The sequence below is a fragment of the Pseudomonas sp. PDM19 genome, assembly GCF_014852215.1.
Taxonomy (GTDB): Bacteria; Pseudomonadota; Gammaproteobacteria; order Pseudomonadales; family Pseudomonadaceae; genus Pseudomonas.
Genome location: NZ_JACVBG010000002.1, coordinates 842,957 through 868,999 on the forward strand (window position 1 = coordinate 842,957; position 26,043 = coordinate 868,999).

The window sequence follows — 26,043 nt, forward strand, 5'->3', positions numbered from 1 at the left end:
CCGTCCACCTGGGATACCGCTCAGTGATGAGAAAGCGCCACCGGCCTTGCCGGTGATCCGTCCAACACCTTAGGGGGCACTTGGCCCCGGGCCATCATCTGAATGAATGACGGCCGCGAAAATTCAGCGCTGCCCGAGCCGCACCAGCAGGCTGACCAGTTCGGCCTGGCGGCTGGTGTGGGTCTTGCGGAACAACGCACGCAGTTGGCTGCGCACCGTATTGATCGAAGTGCCGAGCTGGTCGGCGCACTGTTCGGGCGTCAGCCCGCGGACCAGCAGGTCGCCCAGGCGCTGCTCGGCCGGGGTGAGGCCGAACAGTTCGCCCAGCAGGCGGCTCTGGCGGTGTGCGTCGAGCAGCGCCAACAGCACCACGGGGCGCTGGAAGGGCTGGTTGAAGCTGGCCTCGGCGGGCACCGGGGTGACCAGCAGTTCCTGCCCGCTGCCATCGCCCAGCGGCAGCCAGCCGGCCTTGCCCTTGCCGGCGCGGGGCGCGGCCTGGCGTACCAGGGCCTGGAGTTTCGCGTCGTGCTGGCGGCAGTGCAGGCGGCCGAAAACCTCATGGAACAGCCCGCCGCGCAGACCGAGTCGCTGCTGAGCGGCCTGGTTGGCGTACAGCACGCGGGCGTTGCCTTCGAGCAGCCACAGCGGCGTGGGGTGCTGGTCCAGCAGCAGGTCGCGGTGGGCCAGTTGCTGGCGCATCTCGTCGATACGCCCGAACATCCGCGCGGCGCGGGTCAGGTGCTCGCTCAGGCGGGTCAGCAGGGTCTGTTCCTGCGGGGTGGGGTAGCGCGCGCCGAGGCTGGTCAGCACCGACAGGTAGACGCCGGAGTTGGCCTGCTCGTTGAGTTTCAGGCACGACACGTTGTGCATGCCGTTGGGGCGCTGGAATTCCTGGTAGTACGGGTCGCGGGCCATGCGCTGCGGGCCGTATTCCTCGCGGTCGTGGTACCACTGGCCGACCGGGCGGTGGAGCATGAAGCCCTTGGACGGATCGATGGTGCAGAACTCGCGGTTGTAGGTCTCGATGGCGCCGGGGTCGCAGAGGTTGATCTCGCTGGCCAGCGCGCCGCTCTCGGTCTGGTCCCAGAACAACAGGGCACCCTGCTGGCGGCCGCTGGCTGAGATCAGCTCGGTGAGCAGCGGCAGCCAGTTGGCTTCGTCGAGTACGCACTCGTAGGTCAGCCCCACCAGCCGGTCGTACCGCCTGTCCATATCCCGCCGTGGCATGGCCGCTCCATCCGTTGCTTGCGGATCGCACTGTTCGCCGTGCGCTTTCAACGTGCTCGTTCACCGTGCAGATTGCACTTTGCAGATTGCACGATCGAGGTATGGCACATGGCCTTGAGTGTCGCAAGGCCACTAATCGGCCGGCTTCGGATGAATTGTGGGATGGCGACGGAAGGCATTTCACACAACGAATTGGCACTTTTCCGCCGGACGGCTGGAATCCGGACCACCAAGCTCATGCAGACAGTTTGAGGATTTCCCGCGATCGGCTAGAAGTTAAGAAAGGGGCGGCCTGACAGAAAAGTCCCGGGGTGAGCCGTCACTACCCCTGCGGCCTGCCAGGAATTGAAAGAAGGAAGTCGAAACTGGTTATGGATGCAATGGGACTGTTGCCGACCCGGCGTACGACGCGTCTGCTCAAGCTGGTCTGGCCGTTCATGGTCGTGGTCCTGCTACAGACGCTGATCGGCAGCGGCAGCTTCTTTATCCTTTCGGGGGTGCGCGCCTATGTGGGTGGCGAGAGTCTCTGGTCCAAGGGCCAGAAGGACGCCATCCATTACCTGCAACTCTACGGCCAGAGCCGTGACACGATGGATTACGAGCGCTACCGCACCGCCATCGCGATTCCCCAGGGTGACCGCACCTTCCGCGCCGCCCTCGACCTCAGCCAACCCGACCTCGAACTGGCCCGCGCCGGCGCGCTGCAGGGCGGCATCCATCCCGACGATGTCGGCGCGCTGATCTGGCTGTACCGCTATTTCCACGAGTACAGCTATTTCGACCAGGCCGTGAAGATGTGGATCATCGGCGACGCCTACCTTGACCAGCTGGAGCAGCTGTCTGACGAGATGAGCGCGAAGATCCGTGCCAATGACGTCCGCCCCGGCGACCTGAGCTACTGGAACAGCCGCATCCAGGCGATCAACGACGGCGTCACGCCGGCAGCCATGGCCTTCTCCGCCGCACTGGGGCAGGGCTCGCGGATGATCATGTGGGTGCTGCTGGGGGTCAACGGGCTGACCGGTCTGGCGCTGATCCTCCTGGCGGTCTGGCGCACCCGCAAGCTGCTGCACCAGCAGCGTGCCTTCGAAAGCGCCCTGGACACCGAGCGGGAACGCGCGCAGACCACCCTAGCGGCCATCGGCGACGGCGTGGTCAGCCTCGACGAACACGAGTGCATTGCCTACTTCAACCCGGCGGCGGAACGCCTGATCGGCTGGGACAATTCCATGGCCGTCGGCCTGCCGCTGCGTTCGCTGCTGCGGGTGCTCGACGAGAACTCCCAGGCCGAGGGACTGCCGCTGGTGGGGCAGATCCTGCGCGGCGAGGTGGACGGCGGCAGCGAGACCAGCAAGCTGATCCAGCGCCTGGACGGCACCAGTGTGGCGGTGACCCTGGTGGCCACGCCCATCCATGCGGACGGCCGGGTAGTCGGCGTGGTGCTGGTGCTGCACGACATGACCCGCGAACGCCAGTACATGGCCAGCCTGTCCTGGCAGGCGACCCACGATGCGCTGACCGGCCTGACCAACCGCCGCGAGTTCGAGTTCCGCCTCAAGCAGGCCCTGGAAAGCTCGGCGGACTCCCATGACCAGCATTCGCTCATGTACCTGGACCTGGACCAGTTCAAGCTGGTCAACGACACCTGCGGCCACGCCGCTGGCGACGAACTGCTGCGCCAGGTCTGCTCCGTGCTGCAGCAGTGCCTGCGCGATGGCGACACCCTGGCGCGCCTGGGGGGCGATGAGTTCGGTATCCTTCTGGAAAACTGCCCACCGGACATGGCGGTGCAGATATCCGAGCGCATCCGCCTGACCGTGCAGGCGTTGCACTTCATGTGGGAAGGCCGTGGCTTCAACATCACCGTGAGCATCGGCGTGGTGCACATCTCCGCCATGCTGGTGTCGGTGGAGGAGGCGCTGCGCTGCGCCGACATGGCCTGCTACATGGCCAAGGAAAAGGGCCGCAACCGTGCCCAGGTGTTTCGCCCGGACGATACCGAACTGTCCAACCGCGTCGGCGAGATGGCCTGGGTACAGCGCATCCGCCTGGGGCTCGAGGAGGAGCGCTTCTGCCTCTATGCCCAGTCGATCTTCCCGGTCGACGACCGCGTGATGGAGGGCGCCCACGTCGAGTTGCTGCTGCGCCTGAACGACGAGTGCGGCCGGCTGGTGGCGCCGATCAACTTCATCCCTGCCGCCGAACGTTACGGGCTGATGCCGGACATCGACCGCTGGGTGGTCGAGAATGCCTTCCGGACCCTGGCCGAGCGCAACGCCGAGGGCGGTTACGAACCGATCCATACCTGCGCCATCAACCTCTCCGGCGCCACCATCGGTGACGAGACCTTCCTCGACTTCCTCCGCGAAGTGCAGCCGCGCTATGGCATCGAACCCTCCAGCGTCTGCTTCGAGATCACCGAGACCAGCGCCATCGCCAACCTGGTCAACGCCACGCGCTTCATCCAGGAGCTCAAGGCCCTGGGCTACCGCTTCTCGCTGGACGACTTCTGTGCCGGGATGTCCTCCTTCGTCTACCTCAAGCACCTGCCGGTGGACTACCTGAAGATCGACGGCAGCTTCATCAAGGACATGCTCGAAGACCCCATCGACCGCGCCATGGTCCAGGTGATCAACCAGATCGGCCACGTGATGGGCAAACGCACGGTGGCGGAGTTCGTCGAAACCCAGGAAATCCTCGAGGTTCTGCGGGAAATCGGCATCGATTACGCACAGGGGTACGGGCTGGCGCGGCCGCAACCCTTCAACCGGAGCTTCCTGCGTGAGACCCATGTCGCAGCTGTAGCATCCGACACAACCTCCGGACGGTGACGTGCAGCCAGGAGAGGACTAACCTGAGGCCTGAATTACCGGTGCTTGCATGGATCGACCAGCAACGGAGCCTTGGATGAACGACACCTTTGTTCGCAGTGGGCCGCTCAAGGAGCTTTCCAGCTATCCGCACTGGGCCCAGCGCCTGGTGCAGGAATGTGAAACCAGCCGTCTGTCGGTGGTCGAGCACCCCCTCTACACGCGCATGCGTGACGGCCAGCTGAGCCGGCAGACCATGCGCGCCTTCCTGATCGGCGGCTGGCAGGTGGTGGAGCAGTTCCCCCTGTACATGTCCCACAACCTGCTCAAGACGCGATTCGGCCGCAGCCCCGGCGAAGACATGGCGCGCCGCTGGTTGATGCGCAATATCCGCGTCGAGCTGAACCACGCCGACTACTGGGTACGCTGGGCGGAGGCCTATGGCGTCACCCTGGCCGAGCTCAAGGCACAACTGGTACCCGCCGAACTCCACGCCCTCGGCCACTGGTGCTGGCACAGCTGCGCCACCGAGGAGCTGGCGCTGGCCATGGCCGCCACCAACTACGCCATCGAAGGCGCGACCGGCGACTGGTCGGTCCTGGTCTGCTCCACCGATACCTACGAGCGCACCCTGCCGGCCGGCACCCGCAAGGACGCCATGCGCTGGCTGAAGATGCACGCCCGCTACGATGACGATCATCCCTGGGAAGCCCTGGAGATCATATGCACTCTCTGCGGCCCGCAGCTCCCCATGCCGCGCTGCCTGGCGCTGCGTGAAGCGATCTGCAAGAGCTACGGGTACATGCGCATGTTCCTCGACCAGTGCCTGGCGCTGGAGCAGGTGCAGGGCGATGTGCGGCGGGGGCCGATGCAGATAGCCGGCTGAGAGGCAAACCTCCCAGCCGTGTCCGGACTCAGGGCACGAGAATGATCTTCTCGCTGCTGCCTTCGTTGATCTCGTGATAACGCTGCACGCCCTCGCTCAGCGGCACTTCGCGCAGGCCGGTGGGCAGCGGCAGCCTGCCGTCGTCGAACCACTGGCCGAACTGGCGCAGCATCGCGGCGCAGGCGACCGTGTCATACAGCAGCGAATTCACCCCCACCACCGAACCGCCCCGGCGATACAGTGCCAGGGCCGGCAGCTGCACGTGGCCGTCCACCGGCGCGGCGATGATGGCGATGCGGCCGAAGGTGGCCAGGGCGGAGACCGCCGCCGGCAGCCAGAAGCCGGTGGTGTCGAAGATCACCTCGGCGCCGCCGGGGAAGTGTTCTTCCACCTGCGCCGCCAGGGTGTCCGCCGAGCCCAGCAGGATGCTCGGTACGTCCTGAGCCTTCAGCTCCACCTGCGATTCGGCGCGACGCACCGCGCCCAGTACCTGGGCGCCGCGGGCCTTGGCCAGGGAAATGGCCGCCGCGCCGACGGCGCCGGAACCGATCACCAGCAGGCGGGTGCCGGCGCCGACCTGGCTGCGCTCCAGCGCGTCCCAGGCGGTTGTGAAGGGCACGCCGCAGCTGGCGGCCTGGGCGAAGCTCATGCGCTCGGGCATCGGCGCCACGCCGCCGACCGGCACGCTCATCAGTTGGGCGTGGCTGCCGTTGCGGCTGAAGCCCAGCCCCCGGCCGGTGCCCCAGACGGATTTGCCCAGCAGCTCCTCCGGGCCTTTCACCACGGTGCCGGCGAAGTCACGGCCGGGCACGCGGGGCAGGGTGGTGTAGGGGAAGCGGCCGAGGACGTTCTTCACATCGCTGGGGTTCAGGCCGGCGGCGTGGATTTCCACCAGCACTTCATCGGCGGCGGGAACCGGGTCGGCGATCTCGGTGAAGCTCAGGGCGGCGAGGTCGCCGGTGCGGTCGAATTGCAGGGCTTTCATGGCACGGGTCCTTGGCAATCAGGGGAGAAGGGGTCAGGGGAACCAGCGGGTCAACAGCGGCAGGGCGTTTTCGCCGATCTGCATGCCCAGCAGGCCGACCAGCGCCACCAGCGGCGGCGCCGGTGAACGGAAGTCGAGGAAGTGGTAGGCGAGGCCGACGCAGATGCCGATGGCCAGGGATATCAGGTAGTTCATCTTGTACTCCGCGGGTGCTTCCGGCGGCTGGCGGGAATGGGGCCAGTCTAGGAGCCGCGCCGAAGCACCGCCGGTCATTGGCTTCGGAATATCGGACAGATGTGGGTGGGGAGTATTGGATGACTGTCTCAGATGTCGGCCGGCAGCGCTCCCTGTAGGAGCGGGCCATGCCCTCAATCCGCCGGCAGCGCCGGCGCTTGCTCTGATGCCAATGGTGCAGGATCGTAGGGCGCATAACGCGCCAGCGTTATCCGCCGCGACCTAATCGGCGGATAACCCGTTCCGGGTTATGCGCCCTACGGCCCCTCGCGAACTAGTACCTCTTCTGCGGGGCACACGATTCCTCGGTCTTGCTTTGCTTTTTCAGATTTCCAGAGAAACGTCCAAGCGCTCCGGAGTGCCCCTTTCAGGAGGCCGAAGGTGATCGGAGTTTCAGGGGTAGAGCGGCATGGATGCCGCGGAAGCCGCGACTGGCCAGGGATGGCCCTTCGCGGCGGGCCCCTGAAACTCCGAAGAACCGAGGGTACTTTTCGCGAAGCGAAAAGCCGGATGTAGGGGCGAGACTTTTTGGTTCCTTTTGGGGCGTTTGCCAAAAGGGACTCGCCCGAGGGGGCGAAACACGAAGCTCATGCGCACGCCGAAGCGGCGCAGAAATATCCAAGCCGAAGCAGCAGGCCCGTAACACCGAAGTCGCGGCTGGCGCCGGCCTTGCCGGCGGATCGCGGGCATGGCCCGCTCCTACAGGGGACGCTTCACCTGGCGCAATACTCCGAAGGCACCACACCCAGCTCTCGCCGGAACATCTCGCTGAAGCTCCCCGGCTGATACCCCAGCCCATGGGCGATCTGGCTCACCGCGAGGCCTTCGTTGAGCTGCGCCACTGCGGTGGCCAGTTGCACCTGCCGGCGCCACTGGGCGAAGCCCATGCCCAGGCTGCGTGTGAACAGGCGGGCAAGGGTACGCACGCTGGCGCCGGCGTCGGCGGCGTGCTGCTCGAAGGATATCTCCTGGGTCGGTTCGGCCATCACCGCCAGGCACAGGTTCAGCAGGCGACGGTCGGAGTCGTCCGGCAATGGCACGCGCAACAGCAGGCTGCGGGCGCGTTGCAGCTCCAGCACCGCCAGTTGCGACAACGCCTGGTAGTAGTCGGTATCCGGCTCGCTTTCGTGCTCCACCAGCCGGACGATCAGCTCGCGCAGCAGCCCGCCCACTTCGAATGCCTGCACCTGCTCGCCGAGGGAATCCGCCGTGCCCGGCCGCAGGTAGATGTTGCGCATCTGCAGTTCGCTGACCACGCGGATGCCGTGGGGCACCTGCGGCGGCAGCCAGACGGCACGGTTGGGCGGCACCAGCAGCGCTTCGGAAGGCGTCTCCAGCCACATCACCCCGGACATGGCGTAGAGCACCTGCCCCCAGTCGTGGGAGTGCGGCTCGATGTGCAGGCCGCGCGGGTAGCTGCGGGCCAGGGCACGCAGGGTCGCCGGCGTGGCTTCGAAATCAGGGGGAGCGGCGCGGGCCATAGTGCGGGCCAATGTCCGATTCGGGCAGGGGAGATGGGCCGCATGGTAGCCGCCGCACGGCGCCCTGACGAGAGCGCGGCACTCGCACTGGCAGGCTGGCGCACCACCTTGTCACGAATTCTTTACGGTGCGGCGGCATGCCGCACGGGACCTTGGGCGGTGTAAGGATTTCTTGCCGGGACAAGCGCACCGCCAGGGCGCAAACCGGCGGTACCCGGCTTGTTCCAGAGCCCCGCGACGGTTGAGATGGAGGCATTCCAGACGCCTGGGCGGCCGCGCGCCGAGCCAGCCGATAACGACAACGAGGAGGCCGGATGAACGCCGTGACCAAGATCGAACAACACAATCCCATCGGCACCGACGGCTTCGAGTTCGTCGAATTCACCGCCCCCGACGCCCAGGGCATCCAGCAGCTGCGCCAGCTGTTCACCGGCATGGGCTTCACCGAGACTGCCAAGCACCGTTCCAAGGAAGTCTTCCTGTTCCAGCAGAACGACATCAACATCGTGCTCAACGGCAGCCCCACCGGCCACGTCCACGAGTTCGCCAAGAAGCACGGGCCGAGTGCCTGCGCCATGGCCTTTCGGGTGAAGAACGCAGCGCAGGCCGCCGCCTACGTCGAATCCCAGGGCGCGAAACTGGTGGGCAGCCACGCCAACTTCGGCGAGCTGAACATCCCCTGCGTCGAGGGCATCGGCGGTTCGCTGCTGTATCTCGTCGACCGTTATGGCGACAAGAGCATCTACGACGTCGACTTCGAATTCATCGAAGGCCGCACCGCCAACGACAACGCCGTCGGCCTGCTGTGCATCGACCACCTGACCCACAACGTCAAGCGCGGCCAGATGGACGTCTGGTCCGGCTTCTACGAGCGCATCGCCAACTTCCGCGAAATCCGCTACTTCGACATCGAAGGCAAGCTCACCGGCCTGCTGTCCCGCGCCATGACCGCGCCTTGCGGCAAGATCCGCATCCCGATCAACGAGTCGGCGGACGACAAGTCGCAGATCGAGGAATTCATCCGCGAATACCACGGCGAAGGCATCCAGCACATCGCCCTGACCACCGAGGACATCTACGCCACCGTGCGCCAGCTGCGCGCCAACGGCGTGGAATTCATGAGCACCCCGGACACCTACTACGCCAAGGTCGACACCCGCGTCGCCGGCCACGGTGAGCCGCTGGAGCAACTGCGCGAGCTGAACATCCTCATCGACGGCGCGCCGGGCGATGACGGCATCCTGCTGCAGATCTTCACCAACACGGTGATCGGCCCGATCTTCTTCGAGATCATCCAGCGCAAGGGCAACCAGGGCTTCGGCGAGGGCAACTTCAAGGCCCTGTTCGAATCCATCGAGGAAGACCAGATTCGTCGTGGCGTGATCTCCGACCAGTAACTCGCTTGCCCGGCGGCCGCGCGGGTAGCGTGGCCGCTCACGGAGAACCGCCATGCTCACCTTGTATTCTTACTGGCGCTCCAGCGCTGCCTATCGCGTGCGCATCGCCCTCGGGCTCAAGGGCCTGGCCTACCGCCAGGTCGCGGTGCACCTGGTGAAGGACGGCGGGCAACAGCACGCCGCCGACTACCAGTCGCTCAACCCGCAGGAGCTGGTGCCGCTGCTGGTGGACGGCGACGCGCGCATTGCCCAATCTCTGGCCATCCTCGAATACCTCGACGAAACCCATCCGCAACCCGGCCTGCTGCCGCGCGATGCGCTGCAACGTGCGCAGGTCCGCGCGTTGTCTCTGCACATCGCCTGCGACATCCATCCGCTGAACAACCTGCGGGTGCTGCAGTACCTCAGCGGCCCGCTGGGTGTGGCGGACGAGGCGAAAAGCGCCTGGATTCGCCACTGGGTCGAGACCGGCCTGCACGCGGTGGAAAAGGGCGTCGCCCACTGGACCGGCCCGCTGTCCCTGGGCGAGCGCCCCGGCTACTTCGAGGCCTGCCTGATTCCCCAGTTGTACAACGCCCGCCGCTTTGACTGCGACCTCTCCGGTTGCCCGCGCCTGCTCGCCATCGCCGCGCGCTGCGAATCCCTCGAAGCCTTCCAGCAGGCCGCCCCGGAGGTGCAGCCCGACGCCCAGTAAGACCCACCGCTCTTTAGCCTTGCCTTGCTCGCACCGCCTGACCACAAGCCGGGCGGCCGATTCCCGTCACAGATAAAAACAACAGGTGACGCATGACGCGTGAAACTCAACACGCAGGCCAGCTCCAGCGCGGCCTGAAGAATCGCCATATCCAGCTGATCGCCCTCGGCGGCGCCATCGGTACCGGGCTGTTCCTCGGCTCGGCCGGGGTGCTCAAGTCCGCCGGCCCGTCGATGATCCTCGGCTACGCCATCGCCGGTTTCATCGCCTTCCTGATCATGCGCCAGCTCGGCGAGATGATCGTCGAGGAGCCCGTCGCCGGCTCCTTCAGCCACTTCGCGCACAAGTACTGGGGCGGCTTCGCCGGCTTCCTCTCGGGCTGGAACTGCTGGGTGCTGTACATCCTGGTGGGCATGTCGGAGCTCACCGCAGTGGGCAAGTACATCCACTACTGGTGGCCGGACGTGCCGACCTGGGCCACCGCCGCGTTGTTCTTCGTCGTGGTCAACGCCATCAATCTGTTCAACGTGAAGGCCTTCGGCGAGGCGGAGTTCTGGTTCGCCATCATCAAGGTCGCCGCCATCGTCGGCATGATCGCCCTGGGCTGCTACCTGCTGGCCAGCGGCACCGGTGGTGAGCAGGCGGCAGTGAGCAACCTGTGGGCCCATGGCGGCTTCTTCCCCCACGGCATAAGCGGGCTGGTGATGGCCATGGCGATCATCATGTTTTCCTTCGGCGGGCTGGAGATGCTCGGCTTCACCGCCGCCGAGGCCGACCAGCCGAAGAAGGTGATCCCCAAGGCGATCAACCAGGTGATCTACCGCATCCTGATCTTCTACATCGGTGCGCTGACCGTGCTGCTCTCGCTGACGCCGTGGGACAGCCTGCTGCAGACCCTGAATGCTTCCGGCGACTCCTACAGCGGCAGCCCCTTCGTGCAGATCTTCTCGATGATCGGCAGCAGCACCGCCGCCCACGTCCTCAACTTCGTGGTGCTCACCGCCGCGCTGTCGGTCTACAACAGTGGCACCTACTGCAACGGCCGCATGCTGGTGGGCCTGGCGGAGCAGGGCGATGCGCCGCGTGCGCTGGCCAAGGTGGACAGCCGCGGCGTGCCGGTGCGCTCGCTGATGGTCTCGGCGGCGGTGACCTTCCTCGCCGTGCTGGTGAACTACCTGGTCCCGGCCCGCGCGCTGGAGCTGCTGATGTCCCTGGTGGTCGCCGCGCTGGTGATCAACTGGGCGATGATCAGCCTCGCGCACCTGAAGTTCCGCGCGCGCATGGATGCCGACGGCAGGCGCACCGCCTTCCGCGCCGTGGCTTACCCGGCGGCCAACTGGCTGTGCCTGGGCTTCGTGGTGTTCATCCTCGGCGTCATGCTGCTCACTCCGGGCATCCAGGTGTCGGTCTATGCGATTCCGGTGTGGCTGCTGGTGATGTACGGCTGCTATCGCCTCAAGCGCCAGGGCGCGGTGCGTGGCGAGGTGCGGACGGCATTGGCGGACTGAGTTGCCCGACTTTGAGACGGGCCGCCCGCGATTGACCGTGCGGCCCGACCTTTCCTAGAGTGACCGGGCCATTTTTCGTCAGAGGGATACTCATGAAAAAAGCACTTTGGCTGCTCGCGGCCGCCGTGCCGGTCCTCCTCGTCGCCTGCGGCGGTGAAGAGAAGAAAGCACCCCAGGTCGACGCGCTGGTCCTGCCCGGCGACGCCAAGCTGGATTCGCGCAGCGTTTCGTACAAGTGCGAGGACGGCCGCAAGATCAGCGTGCAGTACCTGAACAAGGGCGACAACAGCCTGGCCGTGGTGCCGGTGACCGACGCCTCCAGCCTGGTCTTCGCCAACGTCATCTCCGCCTCCGGCGCCAAGTACGCCGCCGGCCAGTACATCTGGTGGACCAAGGGTGAGGACGCCACCCTGTACAAGGACTGGAAAGGCGGCGAGCCCGCCGACGGCGTAGCCTGCAAGGAGAGCTGATTCCTCTTGTGGCGCCCGGACGGAAAAGCCCGGCAGATGCCGGGCTTTTTCATGTCAGCGCGCCATGGGCGGATGAGCTTTTGCAGGGCGAATAACGCGCCAGCGTTATCCGCCGCATGGACAACGGCGCATAACCTGTTCCAGGTTATGCGCCCTACGACCGAACATAGGCCGAGACGCGGATTAAACCTGTAGGAGCGGGCCATGCCCGCGATCGCGCGCATGGCGCGCTCCTACAATTCGCACCCTGTCAGAAGGTGAATTCGAGGTTCACCGTCGGCGTCGAGGTGCGGGTGCCGCGTCCGCCGTCCACGCCGAACTTGTTGTGCCAGTACTCGTAGCCCACGCCCAGCCACAGGTTCGGCTGGCGCTTGGTGCCGGGCAGGGTGGCGAACATCAGTGAGGTGCGCACCAGCGTTTCCGGCGCGGTGTCGTTGTCGTTGTAGTCCTCGCCCTTTTCCCCGGTGTAGTTCAGGAAGCCCTGGAACTTCGCCCCGTGGTCACCCAGCTGGAACGGCCGCAGCCAGGTCAGGTTGAGCATGTAGGTGGTGTCGAAGGTGTGGTCCGGGTGCTTCACGTTGGGGATGCCGGAGTGGTTCTTCTCGCGGTAGTAGAACAGCGAGAGGTCCAGCACGCCGGGCCCGTTGAACTTGATGGTGGGGCCGAACACCAGTGCGCGCTTTTTCGCCGAGCCGAGGTTGTTGTTGCGGCTGGCGTCGAAGCCGAAGGTGAAGGCGTGGTCCTTCACCAGACCCTTGCCCTGCGGCAGGTCGAACACCCGCGAGGCATACAGCTGGCTGCGGAACACGCCGTAGACCTCGCTGCTGCCGCTGTCGGTGCCCTTGCGCGGGTCATCGCTGTCGGACTGCAGCACGTCGAGGTGGAAGAAGTTGCTGCCGTAGCGGTAACCGTCGGCGTGGCTGAAGCTGAAGATGCGCTTGCTGATGTCGTGCGGGTTGTTCGGGTTGGTGAAGCCCTCGCCGTAGCGGAAGCCCAGCGTGTTGCTGGTCCACTCGAAGAAGCGATCATCGTCATCGGCCTGCGCCATGCCCAGCGGGGCGAGCACCAGCGCGGTACCGAGGGCGAACCGGCGGCCGGTGCTCAGGCGGCGGCTGGAACGCAGTTGGGGGCGGGCGGCGCCAAGGGCCGTCATCGCGGAAGAAACCATGCTGCACCTCTGTGTTGTTCTTATTTTTTGTGGCTTCGGGGCCGGCGTCCCGCAGGGTGAACTGCGGTCGGTGACAGGCTGGGTTCTAATGGTGAATTGATGACATTGCAAGAAAAACTTGTACACAAATACGTATACAAAAATTGACGCAGAAGTCAGGAATGGGCCTTGCGCGGCGCTGTACTGCGGCTTGGCGACAGACTGGTCGCCAGCCGTTATGCTGCTGACTTTCCGACTCTTCCGATAGCCATGCTGCAAATTTCCAACACCGTGCAGATCCCCGACGCCGAGATCGAGCTGAACGCCATCCGCGCCCAGGGCGCTGGCGGGCAGAACGTCAACAAGGTGTCCAGCGCCGTGCACCTGCGCTTCGATGTGCGCGCCTCATCCCTGCCTGAGTTCTACAAGGAACGCCTGCTGGCCCTGAGCGACCAGCGCATCACCAGCGACGGCGTGGTGGTGATCAAGGCGCAGCAGTACCGCACCCAGGAGCAGAACCGCGAAGATGCGCTGAACCGCCTGGCGGAGCTGATCCGCAGCGTGGCGAAAGTGGAGAAGAAGCGCCGCCCGACCAAGCCGACGCTGGGCTCGAAGACGCGCCGGCTGGAAGGCAAGAGCAAGCGCGGGGCGATCAAGGCGGGGCGGGGGAAGGTGGATTTCTGAGTTGTTGGTTTGGCTGAACATCGGCGTTGGGGCGCTTCCCTCTCCCCAGCCCTCTCCCTGAAGGGAGAGGGGGCCGATTGTGCCGGCTGACAGCGTGATTTCATCCTGCGCCGAACAGTCCCCTCTCCCGCTTGCGGGAGAGGGTTAGGGTGAGGGGCATTTGCTCCTACAGGAGACTTTAGTCCTGCAGGGCGGATAACCTGGCGCAGGTTATCCGCCGTCTTGCACACGGCGGATAACGCTGGCGCGTTATGCACCCTACGTAAAGCTCCTTCGGTGAATCAGTGCACCAGCATCCCCGTGAACACATAGGCCTGCGCCAAGGTGATCAGGCCGATGAACGCGGCGAAGATCAGGCTGTGCTTGACCGTGAAGCGGAACAGGTCCGACTCGCGCCCGACCATCCCGGTGGCCGCGCAGGCCACGGCGATGGACTGCGGCGAGATCATCTTGCCGGTCACCCCGCCGGTGGTGTTGGCCGCCACCAGCAGTGTGTCGCTGACCCCGAGCTGGTGCGCGGTGGTGGCCTGCAGTGAGCCGAACAGGGCGTTGGACGAAGTGTCCGAGCCGGTCAGGAACACCCCCAGCCAGCCGAGGAAAGGCGAGAAGAACGGGAAGGCCGCACCGGTGCCCGCCAGCACCAGCGCCAGGGTCGTGGACATCCCCGAGTAGTTGGTGACGAAGGCGAAGGCCAGCACCATGCCGATGGTCAGCACGGGCCACTTCAGCTCCTTCAGCGTCTCGCCGAAGGTCGCCGCGCCGCTCTTCACGCCGATGCGCAGGATCGCCATGGAGATCAGCGCGGCGAGGAATATCGCCGTGCCGCTGGCCGACACCAGGTCGAACTTGTAGATCGCCGGCATCGGCGTCGGGTTGGCCACAATAGGCGCAGCCTTCAGGACAAGCTGGTCGAGGTAGGGCACGGCGATCACCGCCACCCAGTTCTCCAGCGCGCCGCCAGGCAGGAACATCGCCTTGAAGGGCTTCATGGTCCAGATGGTCACCAGCACGGTGAGGATCAGGAACGGCGACCAGGCCTTGAAGATCTGCCCGAAGCTGTACTGCGATTCCCGGCGCTGCAGACCGCTGCCGCCACCGACTGCGCCCAGCGTCGCCGTGCCGTCGGCGTTGATGCTGGAGAACTCCGTCTCACGCACGTTCGCCGGCTGCCACACGCGCAGGAACAGGGTCAGGCAGACCATGCTCAGCAGCGCCGAGGTGATGTCCGGCAGCTCCGGGCCGATGAAGTTGGAGGTGAGGAACTGGCTGATGGCGAAGGTGCCGCCGGCCACCAGCAGCGCCGGCCAGGTCTCGCGGATGCCGCGCCAGCCGTCCATCATCGCCACCAGCCAGAAGGGCACGATCACCGACAGGATCGGCAGTTGCCGACCGGCCATGGCGCCGATCTTGAAGGCATCCACGACCGACACCTGCCCGGCGACGATGATCGGGATGCCCAGCGCGCCGAAGGCCACCGGCGCCGTGTTGGCGATCAGGCACAGGCCGGCCGCATACAGCGGGTTGAAGCCCAGGCCGACCAGCAGCGCCGCGGTGATCGCCACCGGCGCACCGAAGCCCGCCGCGCCTTCGAGGAAGGCGCCGAAGGAGAAGCCGATCAGCACCACCTGCAGGCGCTGGTCGACGGTGATCGACAGCACCGAGCTGCGGATGATCTCGAACTGCCCGCTCTTCACCGTCAGCTTGTAGAGGAACACCGCCGCCACGATGATCCAGGCGATCGGCCAGAGTCCGTAGAAGAAACCGTAGACCGCTGAGGCCAGCGCCTTGTCCACCGGCATCTGGTAGACGCTGATGGCGATCAGCAGCGAGAGCACCAGGGTGATGGCGCCGGCGACGTGGCCCTTGAGGCGGAACACCGCCAGGGCGAGGAAGAAGAAAATGATCGGCACGAGGGCCGCCAGGGCCGAGAGGCCGAGGCTGCCGAGCGGGGTATAGAGCTGCTGCCAGGTTTGCATGGGGATTGTCCCTTGTTGTTGTCGGAGGCAAAGCGTCAGCGGTGGATAACTCTTTCAGGTGGCGCCTGCCCGGGCGGCGCGCGAGCCGGCAGGCATTGAAAAAGCCCCGCAACGCGGCGCGCAGCGGGGCTTCTGAAAGCGGGTTCGGGCAAGCTTTTCGGGGTGTCGCCGCCGGTTCGCTTGAGGCCGGCGGCGACCACAACTCGGCCGGTGGCTGTCTGTCGCCAGGGCCGTGTGAGCGCTTTCAAAGCGCGGCCACTCCGGCGCTGGCGACCTGTGCGTCCTCGCCGGCCTTCACCCCGGAAACGCCCACCGCGCCGATCACCTGGCCGTCCAGCACGACCGGTACGCCGCCTTCGAGGGAGGTGATCAGCGGCGCGGTGACGAAGGCGGTGCGGCCGCCGTTGACCATGTCCTCGTAGCCCTTGGTTTCGCGCCGGCCCAGTGCCGCGCTGCGGGCCTTCTCGGTGGCGATGTAGGCGCTGGCCGGGGCACAGCCGTCGAGGCGCTCCAGCGCCAGCGGGTGGCCGCCGTCATCGACCACCACGATGGACACCGCCCAGTGGTTGCGCTGCGCCTCGGCGCGCGCGGCGGCGAGGATGCGGCCGACTTCCTGCTGGGTCAGAACGGCTTTGCTGAGCATGCTTGCACCTCGCCTTGAAGGGATTCCAATGGCGCATCGGCGAGCGCCTCTTCCACCAGTTCGATCCAGTGCCGCACCGGCGTGCGACCTGCGCCGCCCAGGTGCGTCTGGCAGCCGATATTGGCGGTGACTATGACTTCCGGGCCGCCGCTCTCCAGCGCCTTCAGGCGGTTGTCGCGCAGGCGCCGGGACAGCTCCGGCTGGGTCAGCGAATAGGTGCCGGCCGAGCCACAGCACAGGTGGCTGTCCGGCACGCTGGTGAGGCTGAAGCCCAGGCGCGTGAGCACGCCTTCCACCGCGCCGCCGAGCTTCAGCGCGTGCTGCAGCGTGCAGGGGCAGTGGAAGGCCAGGCGACGGTCGCCGTGCAGGTGCAACGCTTCCAGTGGTTCATCGCGCAAAACCTCGGACAGGTCGCGGGTCAGTTCGCTGACCCGCCGGGCCTTGTCCGCATACTGCGCATCGCGCTCCAGCAGATGGCCGTAGTCGCGGACGAAGGCGCCGCAGCCGCTCGCCGTCTGCACGATGGCTTCGGCGCCGGCCTGGATCGACGGCCACCAGGCGTCGATGTTCCTCCGCGCCCGATCCAGTCCCTGTTCCTGGGCATTCAGGTGATAGTCCACGGCACCGCAGCAACCGGCATCCGCCGCCGGGATCACGCTGATGCCGAGACGATCCAGCACCCGCGCGGCAGCGGCATTGGTGTTGGGTGACAGCGCCGGTTGGACGCAGCCTTCGAGCATCAGCATGCGCCGCGTGTGGCGCGGTTTCGGGCGCTCCACGGGGGGATGCGGATGGCGCGGCAGCTTGCTTTGCAGGCCCTCCGGCAGCAGCGGGTGGAAGGTGCGCCCGGCCCTGGCCAGCGCGCCGAACAGCGCGGCATTCGGCACCACGGCGCGCAGGCCCTGGCGCATCAGGCGCTCGCCGAAGGTACGCGGCACCTGCTGCTCGACCACCGCGCGGCCGATGTCCAGCAGGTTGTGGTAGTCCACGCCGGAAGGACAGGTGGTTTCGCAGTTGCGGCAGCTCAGGCAGCGGTCCAGGTGCTCGCGGGTGCTGGCGCTGGGCGCGGCACCTTCGAGCACCTGCTTGATCAGGTAGATGCGTCCGCGCGGGCCGTCCAGTTCGTCGCCCAGCAACTGGTAGGTCGGGCAGGTGGCCGTGCAGAAGCCGCAGTGCACGCAGGAGCGCAGGATGCGCTCGGCTTCCTCGGCGCGCGGCAGATGCCTGGCCTGTTCGCTCAGGTTGGTTTGCATCAGAGCTCCCTGTACATCCGGCCGGGGTTGAAGAGGCCTTGCGGGTCGAGCTGCTGCTTGAGGCTGCGGTGGTAGCGCAGCAGCGCGGCGGGCAGCGGGTGGAAGCCATCGTCACCCGGTGTGTAGCGCAGGGCATGGCCGCCGACTTCGGCGACGCTGTGGCGGATCAGCTCGGCGTCCGCCTCGGACTTCAGCCAGCGCTGCGCGCCGCCCCAGTCGATCAGCTGTTCGCCCGGCAGGGACAGCGCCGGTGTCGCGTTGGGCAGCGACAGCCGCCAGAGCGTGCCTTGGCCGGCGAAGAACCCCAGGCGTTGTTCGCGCAGGTCCTGCCAGTAGCCGCTGTCGATCTCCTCGCCGCCCAGGCGCAGGCGCGCGGAGCACACCGAGCCTTCGCCGCCTTCAAGGCGCAGGTGCAGCGCGGTGCCGTCGTAGCAGGCGGCAGTGATCGGGATCGGTTGCGCGCCCCATTCGGCGAGCTCACCCAGCGCCTGGTGGACGCCCATTTCCAAGCGCAGGCTGGCGCACATCCGCGGCTTGGGCAGCACTTTCATCGAGACTTCGGTGATCACCCCCAGACAGCCGAAACTGCCCGCCAGCAGGCGCGACAGGTCGTAGCCGGCGACGTTCTTCATCACCTCGCCGCCGAAGCGCAGCAGCTTGCCGTGGCCGGTGATCAGCCGCGTGCCCAGCACGTAGTCGCGCACCGAACCGGACCAGGGCCGGCGCGGGCCGGAAAGCCCGGCAGCGACCATGCCGCCGAAGGTCGCGCCCGAATGATCGGGTGGCTCGCACGGCAGCATCTGCCCGGCCGCCTCCAGCGCCGCTTCGATCTCCGCCAGCGGCGTGCCGGCGCGGGCGGTGAGCACCAGTTCGGTCGGGTCGTAGCTGACGATGCCGCTGTGCCGGCGGGTGTCTAGTTCCACCCCTTCCACCGGGCGGCCGAGGAAGGCCTTGCTGTCGCCACCGCGAATGCGCAACGGCGTGCGCGCGGCGAGCGCCTGGTTCACCTGCTCGAGCAGTTCGCTGCTGGCATCGGGCATCAGAAGCGCTCCAGGTCGGGGAAGGGCAGTTGGCCGTGGTGCACGTGCATTGCACCGAACTCGGCGCAGCGGTGCAGGGTGGGGATGTTCTTGCCGGGGTTGAGCAGGCGGTCCGGGTCGAACGCCGCCTTCACCGCGTGGAACAGGGTCAGCTCGTCGCTGTTGAACTGCGCGCACATCTGGTTGATCTTCTCGCGCCCCACGCCGTGCTCGCCGGTGATGCTGCCGCCCACCGCCACGCAGAGTTCGAGGATTTTCCCGCCGATCGCCTCGGCGCGCTCGAGCTCGCCGGGCACATTGGCGTCGAAGAGGATCAGCGGGTGCATGTTGCCGTCGCCGGCATGGAACACGTTGGCCACGCGCAGGCCGAATTCCTCCGACAGCTCGGCAATGCCGTGCAGCACGCGCGGCAGCTCGCGACGCGGGATGGTGCCGTCCATGCAGTAGTAGTCCGGGGAGATGCGCCCCACCGCCGGGAAGGCATTCTTGCGCCCGGCCCAGAAGCGCACGCGCTCGGCCTCGTCGCAGGCCAGGCGCACGTCGGTGGCGCCGGCCGCGCGCAGCACGCCGTCGACGCGCTCGCAGTCGTCCTGCACGTCGGCTTCCACGCCGTCCAGCTCGCACAGCAGGATGGCCGCCGCGTCCACCGGGTAGCCGGCGTGGATGAAGTCCTCGGCGGCGCGGATCGACAGGTTGTCCATCATCTCCAGCCCGCCGGGAATGATGCCGGCGGCGATGATGTCGGCCACCGCACGGCCGGCCTTTTCCACCGAATCGAAACTGGCCAGCAGCACCCGCGCCACCTGCGGGCGGGGCAGCAGCTTGACGGTGACTTCGGTGACGATGCCGAGCATGCCCTCGGAACCGGTGAACAGCGCCAGCAGGTCGAGGCCGGGGCTGTCCAGGGCGTCGCTGCCCAGCGTCAGCTGCTCGCCCTCGACGGTGAGGATGTCCACCTTGAGCAGGTTGTGCACGGTGAGGCCGTACTTGAGGCAATGCACGCCGCCGGCGTTCTCGGCGACATTGCCGCCGATGGAGCAGGCGATCTGCGAGGACGGGTCCGGCGCGTAATACAGCCCGTGCGGCGCGGCGGCCTGGGAGATCGCCAGGTTGCGCACGCCGGGCTGTACGCGGGCGAAGCGCCCCTGTGGATTCACTTCGAGAATGCGATTGAAGCGCGCCATCACCAGCAGGATGCCTTTCTCCAGCGGCAACGCGCCGCCGGACAGCCCGGTGCCCGCGCCGCGTGCCACCACCGGCACCTTGCGCGCATGGCAGAGTTTCAGCAGCGCCTGCACCTGCTCGATGCGCTCGGGCAGCGCCACCAGCATGGGCACAGTGCGGTAGGCGGAGAGGCCGTCGCATTCGTAGGGCTTGAGGTCTTCGGCGTGGTGCAGCAGTTCGAGATCGGGCAGGGCCGCGCGCAGCTCGGCCAGCAGGGCGGACTTGTCGACGGCAGGCAGCGCGCCATCGACGCGCTCGTCGTAGAGGATGTTCATAGGCTGACGGTGCTCTGATTTTGTTTTTTTGTTCGCGCCCGCCAGGCGGTCGCGTGGAGCCACGGCACGCTGAAAATGCGACCGCCGGTCAGGCGGCGTCCACCTGCATTGATACTGGTCCTACCAGTTCTTGCACGGGCGTCCACTGGAAAGGCCCTGTCCTGACAGCTAGGGTTCTTCGCAGCCATGCAGGCCAGTTTCAGCTGGTCCTACCAGTTCGGGAGAACCGCAATGACGACTTATGCACAGGGCAAGCAGCGTGTCGCCGACCAGGTGGCCGAGAAGATCGAGCGGCTGATCGTCGATGGTGTGCTCAAGGTAGGCCAGGCGCTGCCTTCGGAGCGGCGCCTGGTGGAGAAGCTCGGCTGCTCGCGCTCGGCGTTGCGTGAGGGGCTGCGCGCACTACGCGGACGCGGCATCGTCGATACCGAACAGGGGCGCGGTTCGTTCGTTGCCGACCTGACCGGTGCCGAGGACGTGTCGCCGCTGCTGCACCTGTTCCGCTCGCAACCGCGCACGCTCTACGACCTGCTGGAAGTTCGCGCGCTGCTGGAAGGGGAGTCCGCACGACTGGCCGCGTTGCGCGCCACCGAGGCCGACCTGGTGCTGATCGACCGGCGCTTCGAGGAGATGCACGCCGCCTACGACGAACCGCAGCCGCTGGACCCACGCGAGCATGCGCGGCGCGACCATGCCTTCCACCAGGCGATCAGCGAGGCCTCGCACAACCCGGTGCTGGTGCACACGCTGCAGTCGCTCAACGAACTGATGCTCAGCACCGTGTTCGCCTCGGTGAACAACCTCTACAACCGTCCGCCGCAGAAGCGCCAGATCGACCGCCAGCACGCGCGGCTGCACCGCGCCATCAACGAACGCCAGCCGGAACAGGCCCAGCGCGCCGCCCGCGAACATATCCACAGCGTGCGCGACAACCTGCGGGAGATCGAGCAGGAGGAACAGCGGCTGGTGCGGGCGACCTTGCGCCTGGAGGGGTGGAAATAGCGCTGGGGAAGGGGACGCAACTGTAGGGCGCATAACGCGCCAGCGTTACCCGCCGTTCCAGGGGGGCGGCGGATAACCTGTTCCAGGTTATGCGCCCTACGTTCCGGTCTTTCTTTCCGGAAGGGGGAAAGGGGCAGCACGCTCCTGCGCAGGTTGGGATTACCGGTGTAGGAGCGGGCCATGCCCGCGACCGCATAACAGGCCGGCCAGCGGCCGGAGTGCGGATTCAGGATTCCGTCGGGGCAGGGCGCTTCGCTGAAGCAGCGGACTTTGTCCGCTCGTTGCGGGCGTGGCCCGCTCCTACAGGTTTGGCCTTGCGCTCGCGCATCTCCGCCAGCATGCGCTCGGCATTGGCCTGGCAGCCCATGCCTTCGGGCTTGTTCTCGATGCCGTCGATCACCGCCAGCAGCCGCTCGCGGTTCTGCCGCAGCTGCTGCTCCATCACCTCGATCTCCGCGACCTTGCGGCGCAGGCCGGCGACCAGTTCACCGTGACCGTTCTCGATGGGGTTGGAGTGCGGCAGCAGGTTGCGGATTTCCTCCAGGCTGAAGCCGGTCTGCTGGGCGCTGCGGATGATTTCCAGCAGGTCGAGCGTTTCCGGCGGGTACGCGCGATAACCATTGGCCAGGCGGCGCGCCGGGGCGATCAGCCCGCTGGCTTCGTAGAAGCGGATGCGCGAGGGCGCGAGGCCGCTGAGGCTGGCCAGTTCACCGATTTTCATGCTGGGCTCCGAAAGGGGCTTGACCTTGAAGTGAACTTTAAACTTAACCTCGCCGCAGCCACAACCACCCGGACAACCACCCGAACAATCACGGAGCCCCGCCATGTCGCCCTTCCAGCCCCTGCGCCTGCCCAACGGCGGCGAAGTCCCCAACCGCATGGCCAAGGCCGCCATGGAAGAAAACATGGCCGACGCCGACCAGGCGCCCTCGGCCGCGCTGCTGCGCTTGTACCAGGCCTGGGCGGACGGCGGCGTCGGCCTGATTCTCAGTGGCAACGTGATGATCGACGGCCGCGCCATGACCGGCCCCGGCGGCGTGGTGCTGGAGAATGACCGGCATCTTGAGCGCTTCCGCGAATGGGCGCGCATCGGCCGCTCCCGTGGCGCGCAGTTCTGGCTGCAGCTCAACCATCCCGGCCGCCAGGTGCAGACCAACCTCGGCCAGGGCGCCATCGCGCCGTCGGTGGTGCCGCTGGAAATGGGCAAGTTCTCCAAGCTGTTCGCCGTCGCCCGCGAGATGACCGAAGGCGATATCGCCGAGGTGATCCAGCGTTTCGTCCGTGCCGCCCAGCTTGCCGAGCAGGCCGGCTTCACCGGCGTGCAGATCCACGCGGCGCACGGCTACCTGCTCAGCCAGTTCCTCTCGCCGCTGGCCAACAAGCGCCAGGACCGCTGGGGTGGCTCGCTGGAAAACCGCGCGCGGCTGTTGCTGGAGGTCGTCCGCGCGGTGCGCGCCGAGGTGTCGCCGGAATTCTGCGTGGGGGTGAAGATCAACTCCGCCGACTTCCAGCGCGGCGGCTTCGACGCCAGCGACGCGCGCCAGGTGATCGAGTGGCTGAACGACGAGAAGGTCGACCTGGTCGAGCTGTCCGGCGGCAGCTACGAGGCACCGGCCATGCAGGGCGATGCCCGCGACGGCCGTACCCTGGCGCGGGAAGCCTACTTCCTCGAATTCGCCCGCGAGATGCGTGAAGCGGCGCGCATGCCGCTGATGGTCACTGGCGGTATTCGTCGTCTGCCGGTGGCGGAACAGGTGCTGGACAGCGGGCTGGAGATGGTCGGCATCGGCACCGCCCTGGCGCTGGAGCCGCAACTGGTGCTGCACTGGCAGCGCGGCAGCCAGACCCAGCCGGAGCTGCCGGCGATCCGCTGGCGCTCCAAGCCGCTGGCGGCGCTGGCTTACATGGCGCTGGTCAAGCTGCAGCTGCACCGCATCGGCGCCCGCCGCGCGCCCAATCCGCATGCCTCGCCGTGGCGCACGCTGGTGATGGAGCAATGGCGCACGCTGCGCCGGGCCAAGCAGTACCGCCGCTGGGCGGCGCGGCAGGCGGGGTGAGCCGCTTCAATGCTCTGCGTAGGATGGCGTGGAGCGAAGCGATACCCATCGATTCCTGTCGCATTGGCAGCATGGGTATCGCCTAGGCTCCACCCATCCTGCGGTGGCGTTTTTCCTGGGAGCTCGTGCGAGAGCTCCCACAAACACCCCCGAACTTCCAGTCCGTTACGCCTGCTGCCGCGTCGCCGCCAGCACGATCTCGCGGATGCACACGCCCTGCGGCTGTTCGTAGGCATAGCGAATGGCGTTGGCCACGTCCTCGGCGCTGAGCACCTTGCCGCCCATCTCGCGCTTCCAGTCCTGGTAGCCGCTCTTGATCGCCTCGTCGGTGGTGTGGCTGAGCAGCTCGGTCTCCACCGCGCCGGGGGCGATGGTGACGACGCGGACATTGTGCGCCGCGACTTCCTCGCGCAGGTTTTCGGAGATCGCGTGTACCGCGAACTTGGTGCCGACGTAGGCGACGTGGTTGGGGAAAGTCTTGCGACCGGCCACCGAGCTGACGTTGATCAGCGTGCCGCGGTTGCGCTGCACCATGCCCTTGAGCACGGCGTGCACGCCGTTGAGCAGGCCCTTCACGTTGACGTCGAGCATGCGCTCCCACTCGGCCGGGTCCTGCTCGACCATGTTGCCCAGCAGCATCACGCCGGCGTTGTTGACCAGCGCGTCGGCCGGGCCGAAGCGTTTCTCGGCTTCCGCCACGGCAGCCAGCAGCGCCTCGCGGTCGGTCACGTCCACGGCGCGGCACAGCGCGTTGGGCAGTTGCAGCGCCTCCAGGCGCTCAATGCGGCGGGCGAGCAGCAGCAGCGGGTGGCCCTGCTGGGAGAAGAGGCGGGCGGTGGCTTCGCCGATACCGGAACTGGCGCCGGTGACGATGATCAGGGGCTTGCTCATGGGGATTCTCCTGCTATCGGAAATCTGGATGACTGAACGATGCAGTGAAGTATATTGAGCGGTATTCCGCCTGAAAAATGGCTTATTCCTGTGCCTGGTATCGGGTTTGCCTATGGATATCCGACAGTTGGCCGCCTTTGTCGCGGTCTTCGAAGAACGCAACATCACCGCCGCCGCCCAGCGCCTGTTCGTCAGCCAGCCGACGCTGTCGGTGACCATCCGCCAGCTTGAGGAGGCGCTGGGCACCGAGCTGTTCCTGCGCCAGGCGCGCGGGGTGGAGGTCAGCGAAGCGGCGCGTGCGCTGTATCCCCGCGCCCGCGCCTTGCTGGCCGAAGCCGACGGCCTGCGCAACATGTTCCGTCAGGCCTCGGCACATCAGCCGTTGCACCTGGGCGTGGAAGGCGATGTCAGCGCCGAGCAGGTCGAACGTTTCGTCGGCCTCGCACAGCAGGCCGTGCCCAATTTGCTGCTGCACCTGGAGGAGGGTTGCGTGGGCGATGCGCGGCTGGCGGTGGAGGAATTCTGCTGCGAGGACGAACTCTTCGTGCCGGTCTGGGAAGACCCGTACGTGCTGGCGTTGCCGCCGGGTGTGGAGGATGCGCAGAGCAGTGGCTGGATCACCTGCCCGACGCATCCTTCCCATCAGCGACTGATGACGGCTTACGGCGGCGCGCCGGTGGTCGCGCAGGCCAGCACCCTGAACCTGGCGCTGCGGCTGGTCAGTGCGGGGGTGGGCGCGGCGATCCTGCCGGCATCCCTGCTGAGCGGCGCGCCGGCGGTGCGCAGTGGCTCACTGAACCTGCCGTTGCCGATCCGCCGCATCGGCCTCTGCCACTCTGCCCAGGCGCTGGAGCACCCGGCGGTACGCGGGCTCTACGACTTCCTGCGAACGGCCTGAGTCAGGCCTGCGCCTTCTGTGCGGAGGGTGCGCGCAAGGACAGCAGCAGGACCAGCGAGGCCGCGAGAATCTGCAGGCTGGCATAGCCGTTGGTGGTGGCGATCAGGCCGTAACGCTGGATCGCCAGCCCGGCGAGGATCGCCGGCACGCTGAAGGCCAGGTAGCTGAGCACATAGAAGCTCGCCATCAGCGCCCCGCGTTCATGGGCGTGGGCCAGCGGCACCACCGAGCGCAGCGCGCCGAGGAAGGCGCCGCCGAAGCCGAGCCCGGCCACTGCGGTGCCGAGGAAGAACAGCCAGAGGTTGCCGCTGTCCACGCCGAGCAGGGTGATCAGCAGGCCGAAGATCAGCGCCAGGCCGCCGCGGCGCAGGATCACTGCCGCCGGCTGGTGGCGCAGGGCGAAGATCGCCAGCGCACCGCACAGGCACAGCAGCGACACCAGCCCGCCACCGATCATCGGCACCTGCAGGCCGGTGACCTGCCGCGCCAGCGTCGGCCCCAGCGACAGGTAGAAGCCGCCCAGCGCCCAGAGGCTGGCGTTCAGCGGCGCCACGCTCCAGAAGGCGCGGCGCGCCTGCGGCGGAATACGGATGCGCGGCTTCAGCGAGGCCAGCGCGCCCGGTTGCCGGCTGATGCTTTCCGGTAGCCAGCGCAGCAGCACTATGCCCAGGGCGAACACCGCCAGCAGCCACACATACACCTCATGCAGCGGATCGGAGCCGAACTGCACCAGCGTGCTGCTGCCCAGCGCGCCCATGGCCATGCCGAGCATGGGCGCCACGCTGTTGATCAGCGGGCCGCGCTCGCGGTCGATATCCAGCATCGCCGCGCCCAGCACACTGGTGGCGATGCCGGTGGCGAAGCCCTGCAGCAGGCGCGCAACGATCAGCAGCTCCACCGAGTTGGCGTAGAGGAATACCGCCATCGCCAGCAGTTCGAGGATCAGCGCGGCGCGGATCACCGGGCGCCGGCCGAGGTGGTCGGACAGCGAGCCGAACACCAGCAGCGCCAGCATCAGGCCGCCGGCGTAGATGCTGAACACCAGGGTCAGCAGCGCCGGGGAGAACTGCCAGGACTCGCGGTACAGCGCATACAGCGGCGTGGGGGCGGCAGCGGCGGCGAGGAAGGCCATGAGGATGGCGGTCAGCAGCCAGGCCGAAGCCCGGGGTGAGAAGCCGGACGCGCTTTTCGATTGAGTGTGTGCCATGATTCAGCTCGCAAAGGCTAAGATTTTGCTTTTGCGAGATGCTGGACCCGTTTT

Annotated in this window: 23 protein-coding genes; 10 read left to right on the plus strand and 13 right to left on the minus strand. The window is 66.9% G+C overall.

Annotated elements, in window-relative coordinates:
• Positions 1–123: 123 nt before the first annotated feature.
• Positions 124–1,227, minus strand: a complete 1,104-nt coding sequence (locus IB273_RS12280) for a helix-turn-helix transcriptional regulator (RefSeq protein ID WP_225610155.1) — start codon at positions 1,225–1,227, stop codon at positions 124–126.
• A gap of 380 nt (positions 1,228–1,607) precedes the next feature.
• Here IB273_RS12280 and IB273_RS12285 point away from each other — a divergent pair, with 380 nt between their 5' ends.
• Entirely contained in the window at positions 1,608–4,058 is a 2,451-nt protein-coding gene (locus tag IB273_RS12285) for an EAL domain-containing protein (protein WP_192224513.1), read from the plus strand.
• A 76-nt stretch (positions 4,059–4,134) separates the two neighbouring features.
• Positions 4,135–4,923, plus strand: a complete 789-nt coding sequence (locus IB273_RS12290; RefSeq protein ID WP_192224172.1) for a TenA family transcriptional regulator — start codon at positions 4,135–4,137, stop codon at positions 4,921–4,923.
• A gap of 28 nt (positions 4,924–4,951) precedes the next feature.
• Here IB273_RS12290 and IB273_RS12295 read toward each other — a convergent pair whose 3' ends face one another.
• The 3 genes from IB273_RS12295 to IB273_RS12305 all read right to left on the minus strand — a co-directional run bounded on the left by IB273_RS12295 (position 4,952) and on the right by IB273_RS12305 (position 7,623).
• Positions 4,952–5,908: a quinone oxidoreductase family protein gene (locus tag IB273_RS12295; RefSeq protein WP_192224173.1), complete on the minus strand. Its 957-nt coding sequence runs from the start codon at positions 5,906–5,908 to the stop codon at positions 4,952–4,954.
• A gap of 33 nt (positions 5,909–5,941) precedes the next feature.
• The gene (locus tag IB273_RS12300) at positions 5,942–6,103 is read right to left on the minus strand and encodes a DUF1427 family protein (protein WP_081519223.1); all 162 of its coding nucleotides are present in this window, start codon (positions 6,101–6,103) and stop codon (positions 5,942–5,944) included.
• Positions 6,104–6,855: 752 nt separating this feature from the next.
• Positions 6,856–7,623: an AraC family transcriptional regulator gene (locus IB273_RS12305; protein ID WP_081519225.1), complete on the minus strand. Its 768-nt coding sequence runs from the start codon at positions 7,621–7,623 to the stop codon at positions 6,856–6,858.
• A gap of 314 nt (positions 7,624–7,937) precedes the next feature.
• Here IB273_RS12305 and hppD point away from each other — a divergent pair, with 314 nt between their 5' ends.
• The 4 genes from hppD to IB273_RS12325 all read left to right on the plus strand — a co-directional run bounded on the left by hppD (position 7,938) and on the right by IB273_RS12325 (position 11,692).
• Entirely contained in the window at positions 7,938–9,020 is a 1,083-nt protein-coding gene (gene hppD / locus IB273_RS12310; RefSeq protein WP_192224174.1) for a 4-hydroxyphenylpyruvate dioxygenase, read from the plus strand.
• Between the two features lie 52 nt (positions 9,021–9,072).
• Positions 9,073–9,714 (plus strand): maleylacetoacetate isomerase, encoded by a 642-nt coding sequence (gene maiA, locus IB273_RS12315; protein WP_081519227.1) that lies wholly within the window; start codon positions 9,073–9,075, stop codon positions 9,712–9,714.
• 92 nt (positions 9,715–9,806) lie between these two features.
• Positions 9,807–11,222: an amino acid permease gene (locus IB273_RS12320; protein ID WP_192224175.1), complete on the plus strand. Its 1,416-nt coding sequence runs from the start codon at positions 9,807–9,809 to the stop codon at positions 11,220–11,222.
• A 92-nt stretch (positions 11,223–11,314) separates the two neighbouring features.
• Positions 11,315–11,692 carry an MliC family protein gene (locus tag IB273_RS12325; RefSeq protein WP_015476418.1) on the plus strand — a complete coding sequence of 126 codons (378 nt, stop codon included), beginning with the start codon at positions 11,315–11,317 and terminating at the stop codon, positions 11,690–11,692.
• Between the two features lie 250 nt (positions 11,693–11,942).
• Here IB273_RS12325 and IB273_RS12330 read toward each other — a convergent pair whose 3' ends face one another.
• Positions 11,943–12,740 (minus strand): nucleoside-binding protein, encoded by a 798-nt coding sequence (locus IB273_RS12330; protein WP_225610185.1) that lies wholly within the window; start codon positions 12,738–12,740, stop codon positions 11,943–11,945.
• A 369-nt stretch (positions 12,741–13,109) separates the two neighbouring features.
• Between IB273_RS12330 and arfB the strand changes: the two genes are divergently transcribed.
• Positions 13,110–13,523 carry an alternative ribosome rescue aminoacyl-tRNA hydrolase ArfB gene (arfB, locus tag IB273_RS12335; RefSeq protein ID WP_081519491.1) on the plus strand — a complete coding sequence of 138 codons (414 nt, stop codon included), beginning with the start codon at positions 13,110–13,112 and terminating at the stop codon, positions 13,521–13,523.
• 281 nt (positions 13,524–13,804) lie between these two features.
• Here the strand turns inward: arfB and IB273_RS12340 are convergent, their stop codons facing one another.
• The 5 genes from IB273_RS12340 to glcD all read right to left on the minus strand — a co-directional run bounded on the left by IB273_RS12340 (position 13,805) and on the right by glcD (position 19,934).
• Complete coding sequence (locus IB273_RS12340; RefSeq protein WP_192224177.1) at positions 13,805–15,499, minus strand: lactate permease LctP family transporter; 1,695 nt, start codon at positions 15,497–15,499, stop codon at positions 13,805–13,807.
• A gap of 244 nt (positions 15,500–15,743) precedes the next feature.
• Positions 15,744–16,142 carry a heme-binding protein gene (locus IB273_RS12345; protein ID WP_081519230.1) on the minus strand — a complete coding sequence of 133 codons (399 nt, stop codon included), beginning with the start codon at positions 16,140–16,142 and terminating at the stop codon, positions 15,744–15,746.
• Positions 16,121–17,395: a glycolate oxidase subunit GlcF gene (glcF, locus tag IB273_RS12350; protein ID WP_192209733.1), complete on the minus strand. Its 1,275-nt coding sequence runs from the start codon at positions 17,393–17,395 to the stop codon at positions 16,121–16,123. The genes IB273_RS12345 and glcF overlap by 22 nt, the downstream gene beginning before the upstream one ends.
• Positions 17,395–18,435, minus strand: a complete 1,041-nt coding sequence (gene glcE / locus IB273_RS12355; RefSeq protein WP_192224178.1) for a glycolate oxidase subunit GlcE — start codon at positions 18,433–18,435, stop codon at positions 17,395–17,397. Before glcE ends, glcF begins: the two co-directional genes overlap by 1 nt.
• Positions 18,435–19,934 (minus strand): glycolate oxidase subunit GlcD, encoded by a 1,500-nt coding sequence (gene glcD / locus IB273_RS12360; RefSeq protein WP_192224179.1) that lies wholly within the window; start codon positions 19,932–19,934, stop codon positions 18,435–18,437. The genes glcE and glcD overlap by 1 nt, the downstream gene beginning before the upstream one ends.
• 231 nt (positions 19,935–20,165) lie before the next feature.
• On the opposite strand from glcD, the gene glcC reads away from it, so the two are divergent.
• A complete protein-coding gene (gene glcC, locus IB273_RS12365) occupies positions 20,166–20,936 on the plus strand; it encodes a transcriptional regulator GlcC (RefSeq protein WP_081519234.1) in 771 nt (256 codons plus the stop codon).
• Between the two features lie 226 nt (positions 20,937–21,162).
• Here glcC and IB273_RS12370 read toward each other — a convergent pair whose 3' ends face one another.
• Entirely contained in the window at positions 21,163–21,657 is a 495-nt protein-coding gene (locus IB273_RS12370; protein ID WP_192224180.1) for a MerR family transcriptional regulator, read from the minus strand.
• Between the two features lie 103 nt (positions 21,658–21,760).
• Between IB273_RS12370 and IB273_RS12375 the strand changes: the two genes are divergently transcribed.
• Complete coding sequence (locus IB273_RS12375) at positions 21,761–22,993, plus strand: NADH:flavin oxidoreductase/NADH oxidase family protein (RefSeq protein ID WP_192224181.1); 1,233 nt, start codon at positions 21,761–21,763, stop codon at positions 22,991–22,993.
• Between the two features lie 165 nt (positions 22,994–23,158).
• On the opposite strand, the gene IB273_RS12380 is transcribed toward IB273_RS12375, so the two are convergent.
• The gene (locus tag IB273_RS12380; protein ID WP_151187864.1) at positions 23,159–23,884 is read right to left on the minus strand and encodes an SDR family oxidoreductase; all 726 of its coding nucleotides are present in this window, start codon (positions 23,882–23,884) and stop codon (positions 23,159–23,161) included.
• 112 nt (positions 23,885–23,996) lie between these two features.
• Between IB273_RS12380 and IB273_RS12385 the strand changes: the two genes are divergently transcribed.
• Entirely contained in the window at positions 23,997–24,782 is a 786-nt protein-coding gene (locus IB273_RS12385; RefSeq protein WP_151187863.1) for a LysR family transcriptional regulator, read from the plus strand.
• Between the two features lies 1 nt (position 24,783).
• On the opposite strand, the gene IB273_RS12390 is transcribed toward IB273_RS12385, so the two are convergent.
• On the minus strand, positions 24,784–25,989 hold the full coding sequence (locus tag IB273_RS12390; protein ID WP_225610156.1) for an MFS transporter: 1,206 nt from the start codon (positions 25,987–25,989) through the stop codon (positions 24,784–24,786).
• Between the last annotated feature and the right edge of the window lie 54 nt (positions 25,990–26,043).

Coding starts and splice junctions, on each gene's coding strand:
- glcE (WP_192224178.1), bottom strand. CDS start 18,435: ATGCCCGATGCCAGCAGCGAACTGCTCGAGCAGGTGAACCAGGCGCTC.
- IB273_RS12370 (WP_192224180.1), bottom strand. CDS start 21,657: ATGAAAATCGGTGAACTGGCCAGCCTCAGCGGCCTCGCGCCCTCGCGC.
- IB273_RS12295 (WP_192224173.1), bottom strand. CDS start 5,908: ATGAAAGCCCTGCAATTCGACCGCACCGGCGACCTCGCCGCCCTGAGC.
- arfB (WP_081519491.1), top strand. CDS start 13,110: ATGCTGCAAATTTCCAACACCGTGCAGATCCCCGACGCCGAGATCGAG.
- IB273_RS12345 (WP_081519230.1), bottom strand. CDS start 16,142: ATGCTCAGCAAAGCCGTTCTGACCCAGCAGGAAGTCGGCCGCATCCTC.
- IB273_RS12330 (WP_225610185.1), bottom strand. CDS start 12,740: ATGGCGCAGGCCGATGACGATGATCGCTTCTTCGAGTGGACCAGCAAC.
- IB273_RS12305 (WP_081519225.1), bottom strand. CDS start 7,623: ATGGCCCGCGCCGCTCCCCCTGATTTCGAAGCCACGCCGGCGACCCTG.
- IB273_RS12390 (WP_225610156.1), bottom strand. CDS start 25,989: ATGGCACACACTCAATCGAAAAGCGCGTCCGGCTTCTCACCCCGGGCT.
- IB273_RS12285 (WP_192224513.1), top strand. CDS start 1,608: ATGGGACTGTTGCCGACCCGGCGTACGACGCGTCTGCTCAAGCTGGTC.
- hppD (WP_192224174.1), top strand. CDS start 7,938: ATGAACGCCGTGACCAAGATCGAACAACACAATCCCATCGGCACCGAC.
- glcC (WP_081519234.1), top strand. CDS start 20,166: ATGACGACTTATGCACAGGGCAAGCAGCGTGTCGCCGACCAGGTGGCC.
- IB273_RS12385 (WP_151187863.1), top strand. CDS start 23,997: ATGGATATCCGACAGTTGGCCGCCTTTGTCGCGGTCTTCGAAGAACGC.
- glcF (WP_192209733.1), bottom strand. CDS start 17,395: ATGCAAACCAACCTGAGCGAACAGGCCAGGCATCTGCCGCGCGCCGAG.
- IB273_RS12280 (WP_225610155.1), bottom strand. CDS start 1,227: ATGCCACGGCGGGATATGGACAGGCGGTACGACCGGCTGGTGGGGCTG.
- IB273_RS12380 (WP_151187864.1), bottom strand. CDS start 23,884: ATGAGCAAGCCCCTGATCATCGTCACCGGCGCCAGTTCCGGTATCGGC.
- IB273_RS12340 (WP_192224177.1), bottom strand. CDS start 15,499: ATGCAAACCTGGCAGCAGCTCTATACCCCGCTCGGCAGCCTCGGCCTC.
- IB273_RS12290 (WP_192224172.1), top strand. CDS start 4,135: ATGAACGACACCTTTGTTCGCAGTGGGCCGCTCAAGGAGCTTTCCAGC.
- IB273_RS12375 (WP_192224181.1), top strand. CDS start 21,761: ATGTCGCCCTTCCAGCCCCTGCGCCTGCCCAACGGCGGCGAAGTCCCC.
- glcD (WP_192224179.1), bottom strand. CDS start 19,934: ATGAACATCCTCTACGACGAGCGCGTCGATGGCGCGCTGCCTGCCGTC.
- IB273_RS12300 (WP_081519223.1), bottom strand. CDS start 6,103: ATGAACTACCTGATATCCCTGGCCATCGGCATCTGCGTCGGCCTCGCC.
- IB273_RS12320 (WP_192224175.1), top strand. CDS start 9,807: ATGACGCGTGAAACTCAACACGCAGGCCAGCTCCAGCGCGGCCTGAAG.
- IB273_RS12325 (WP_015476418.1), top strand. CDS start 11,315: ATGAAAAAAGCACTTTGGCTGCTCGCGGCCGCCGTGCCGGTCCTCCTC.
- maiA (WP_081519227.1), top strand. CDS start 9,073: ATGCTCACCTTGTATTCTTACTGGCGCTCCAGCGCTGCCTATCGCGTG.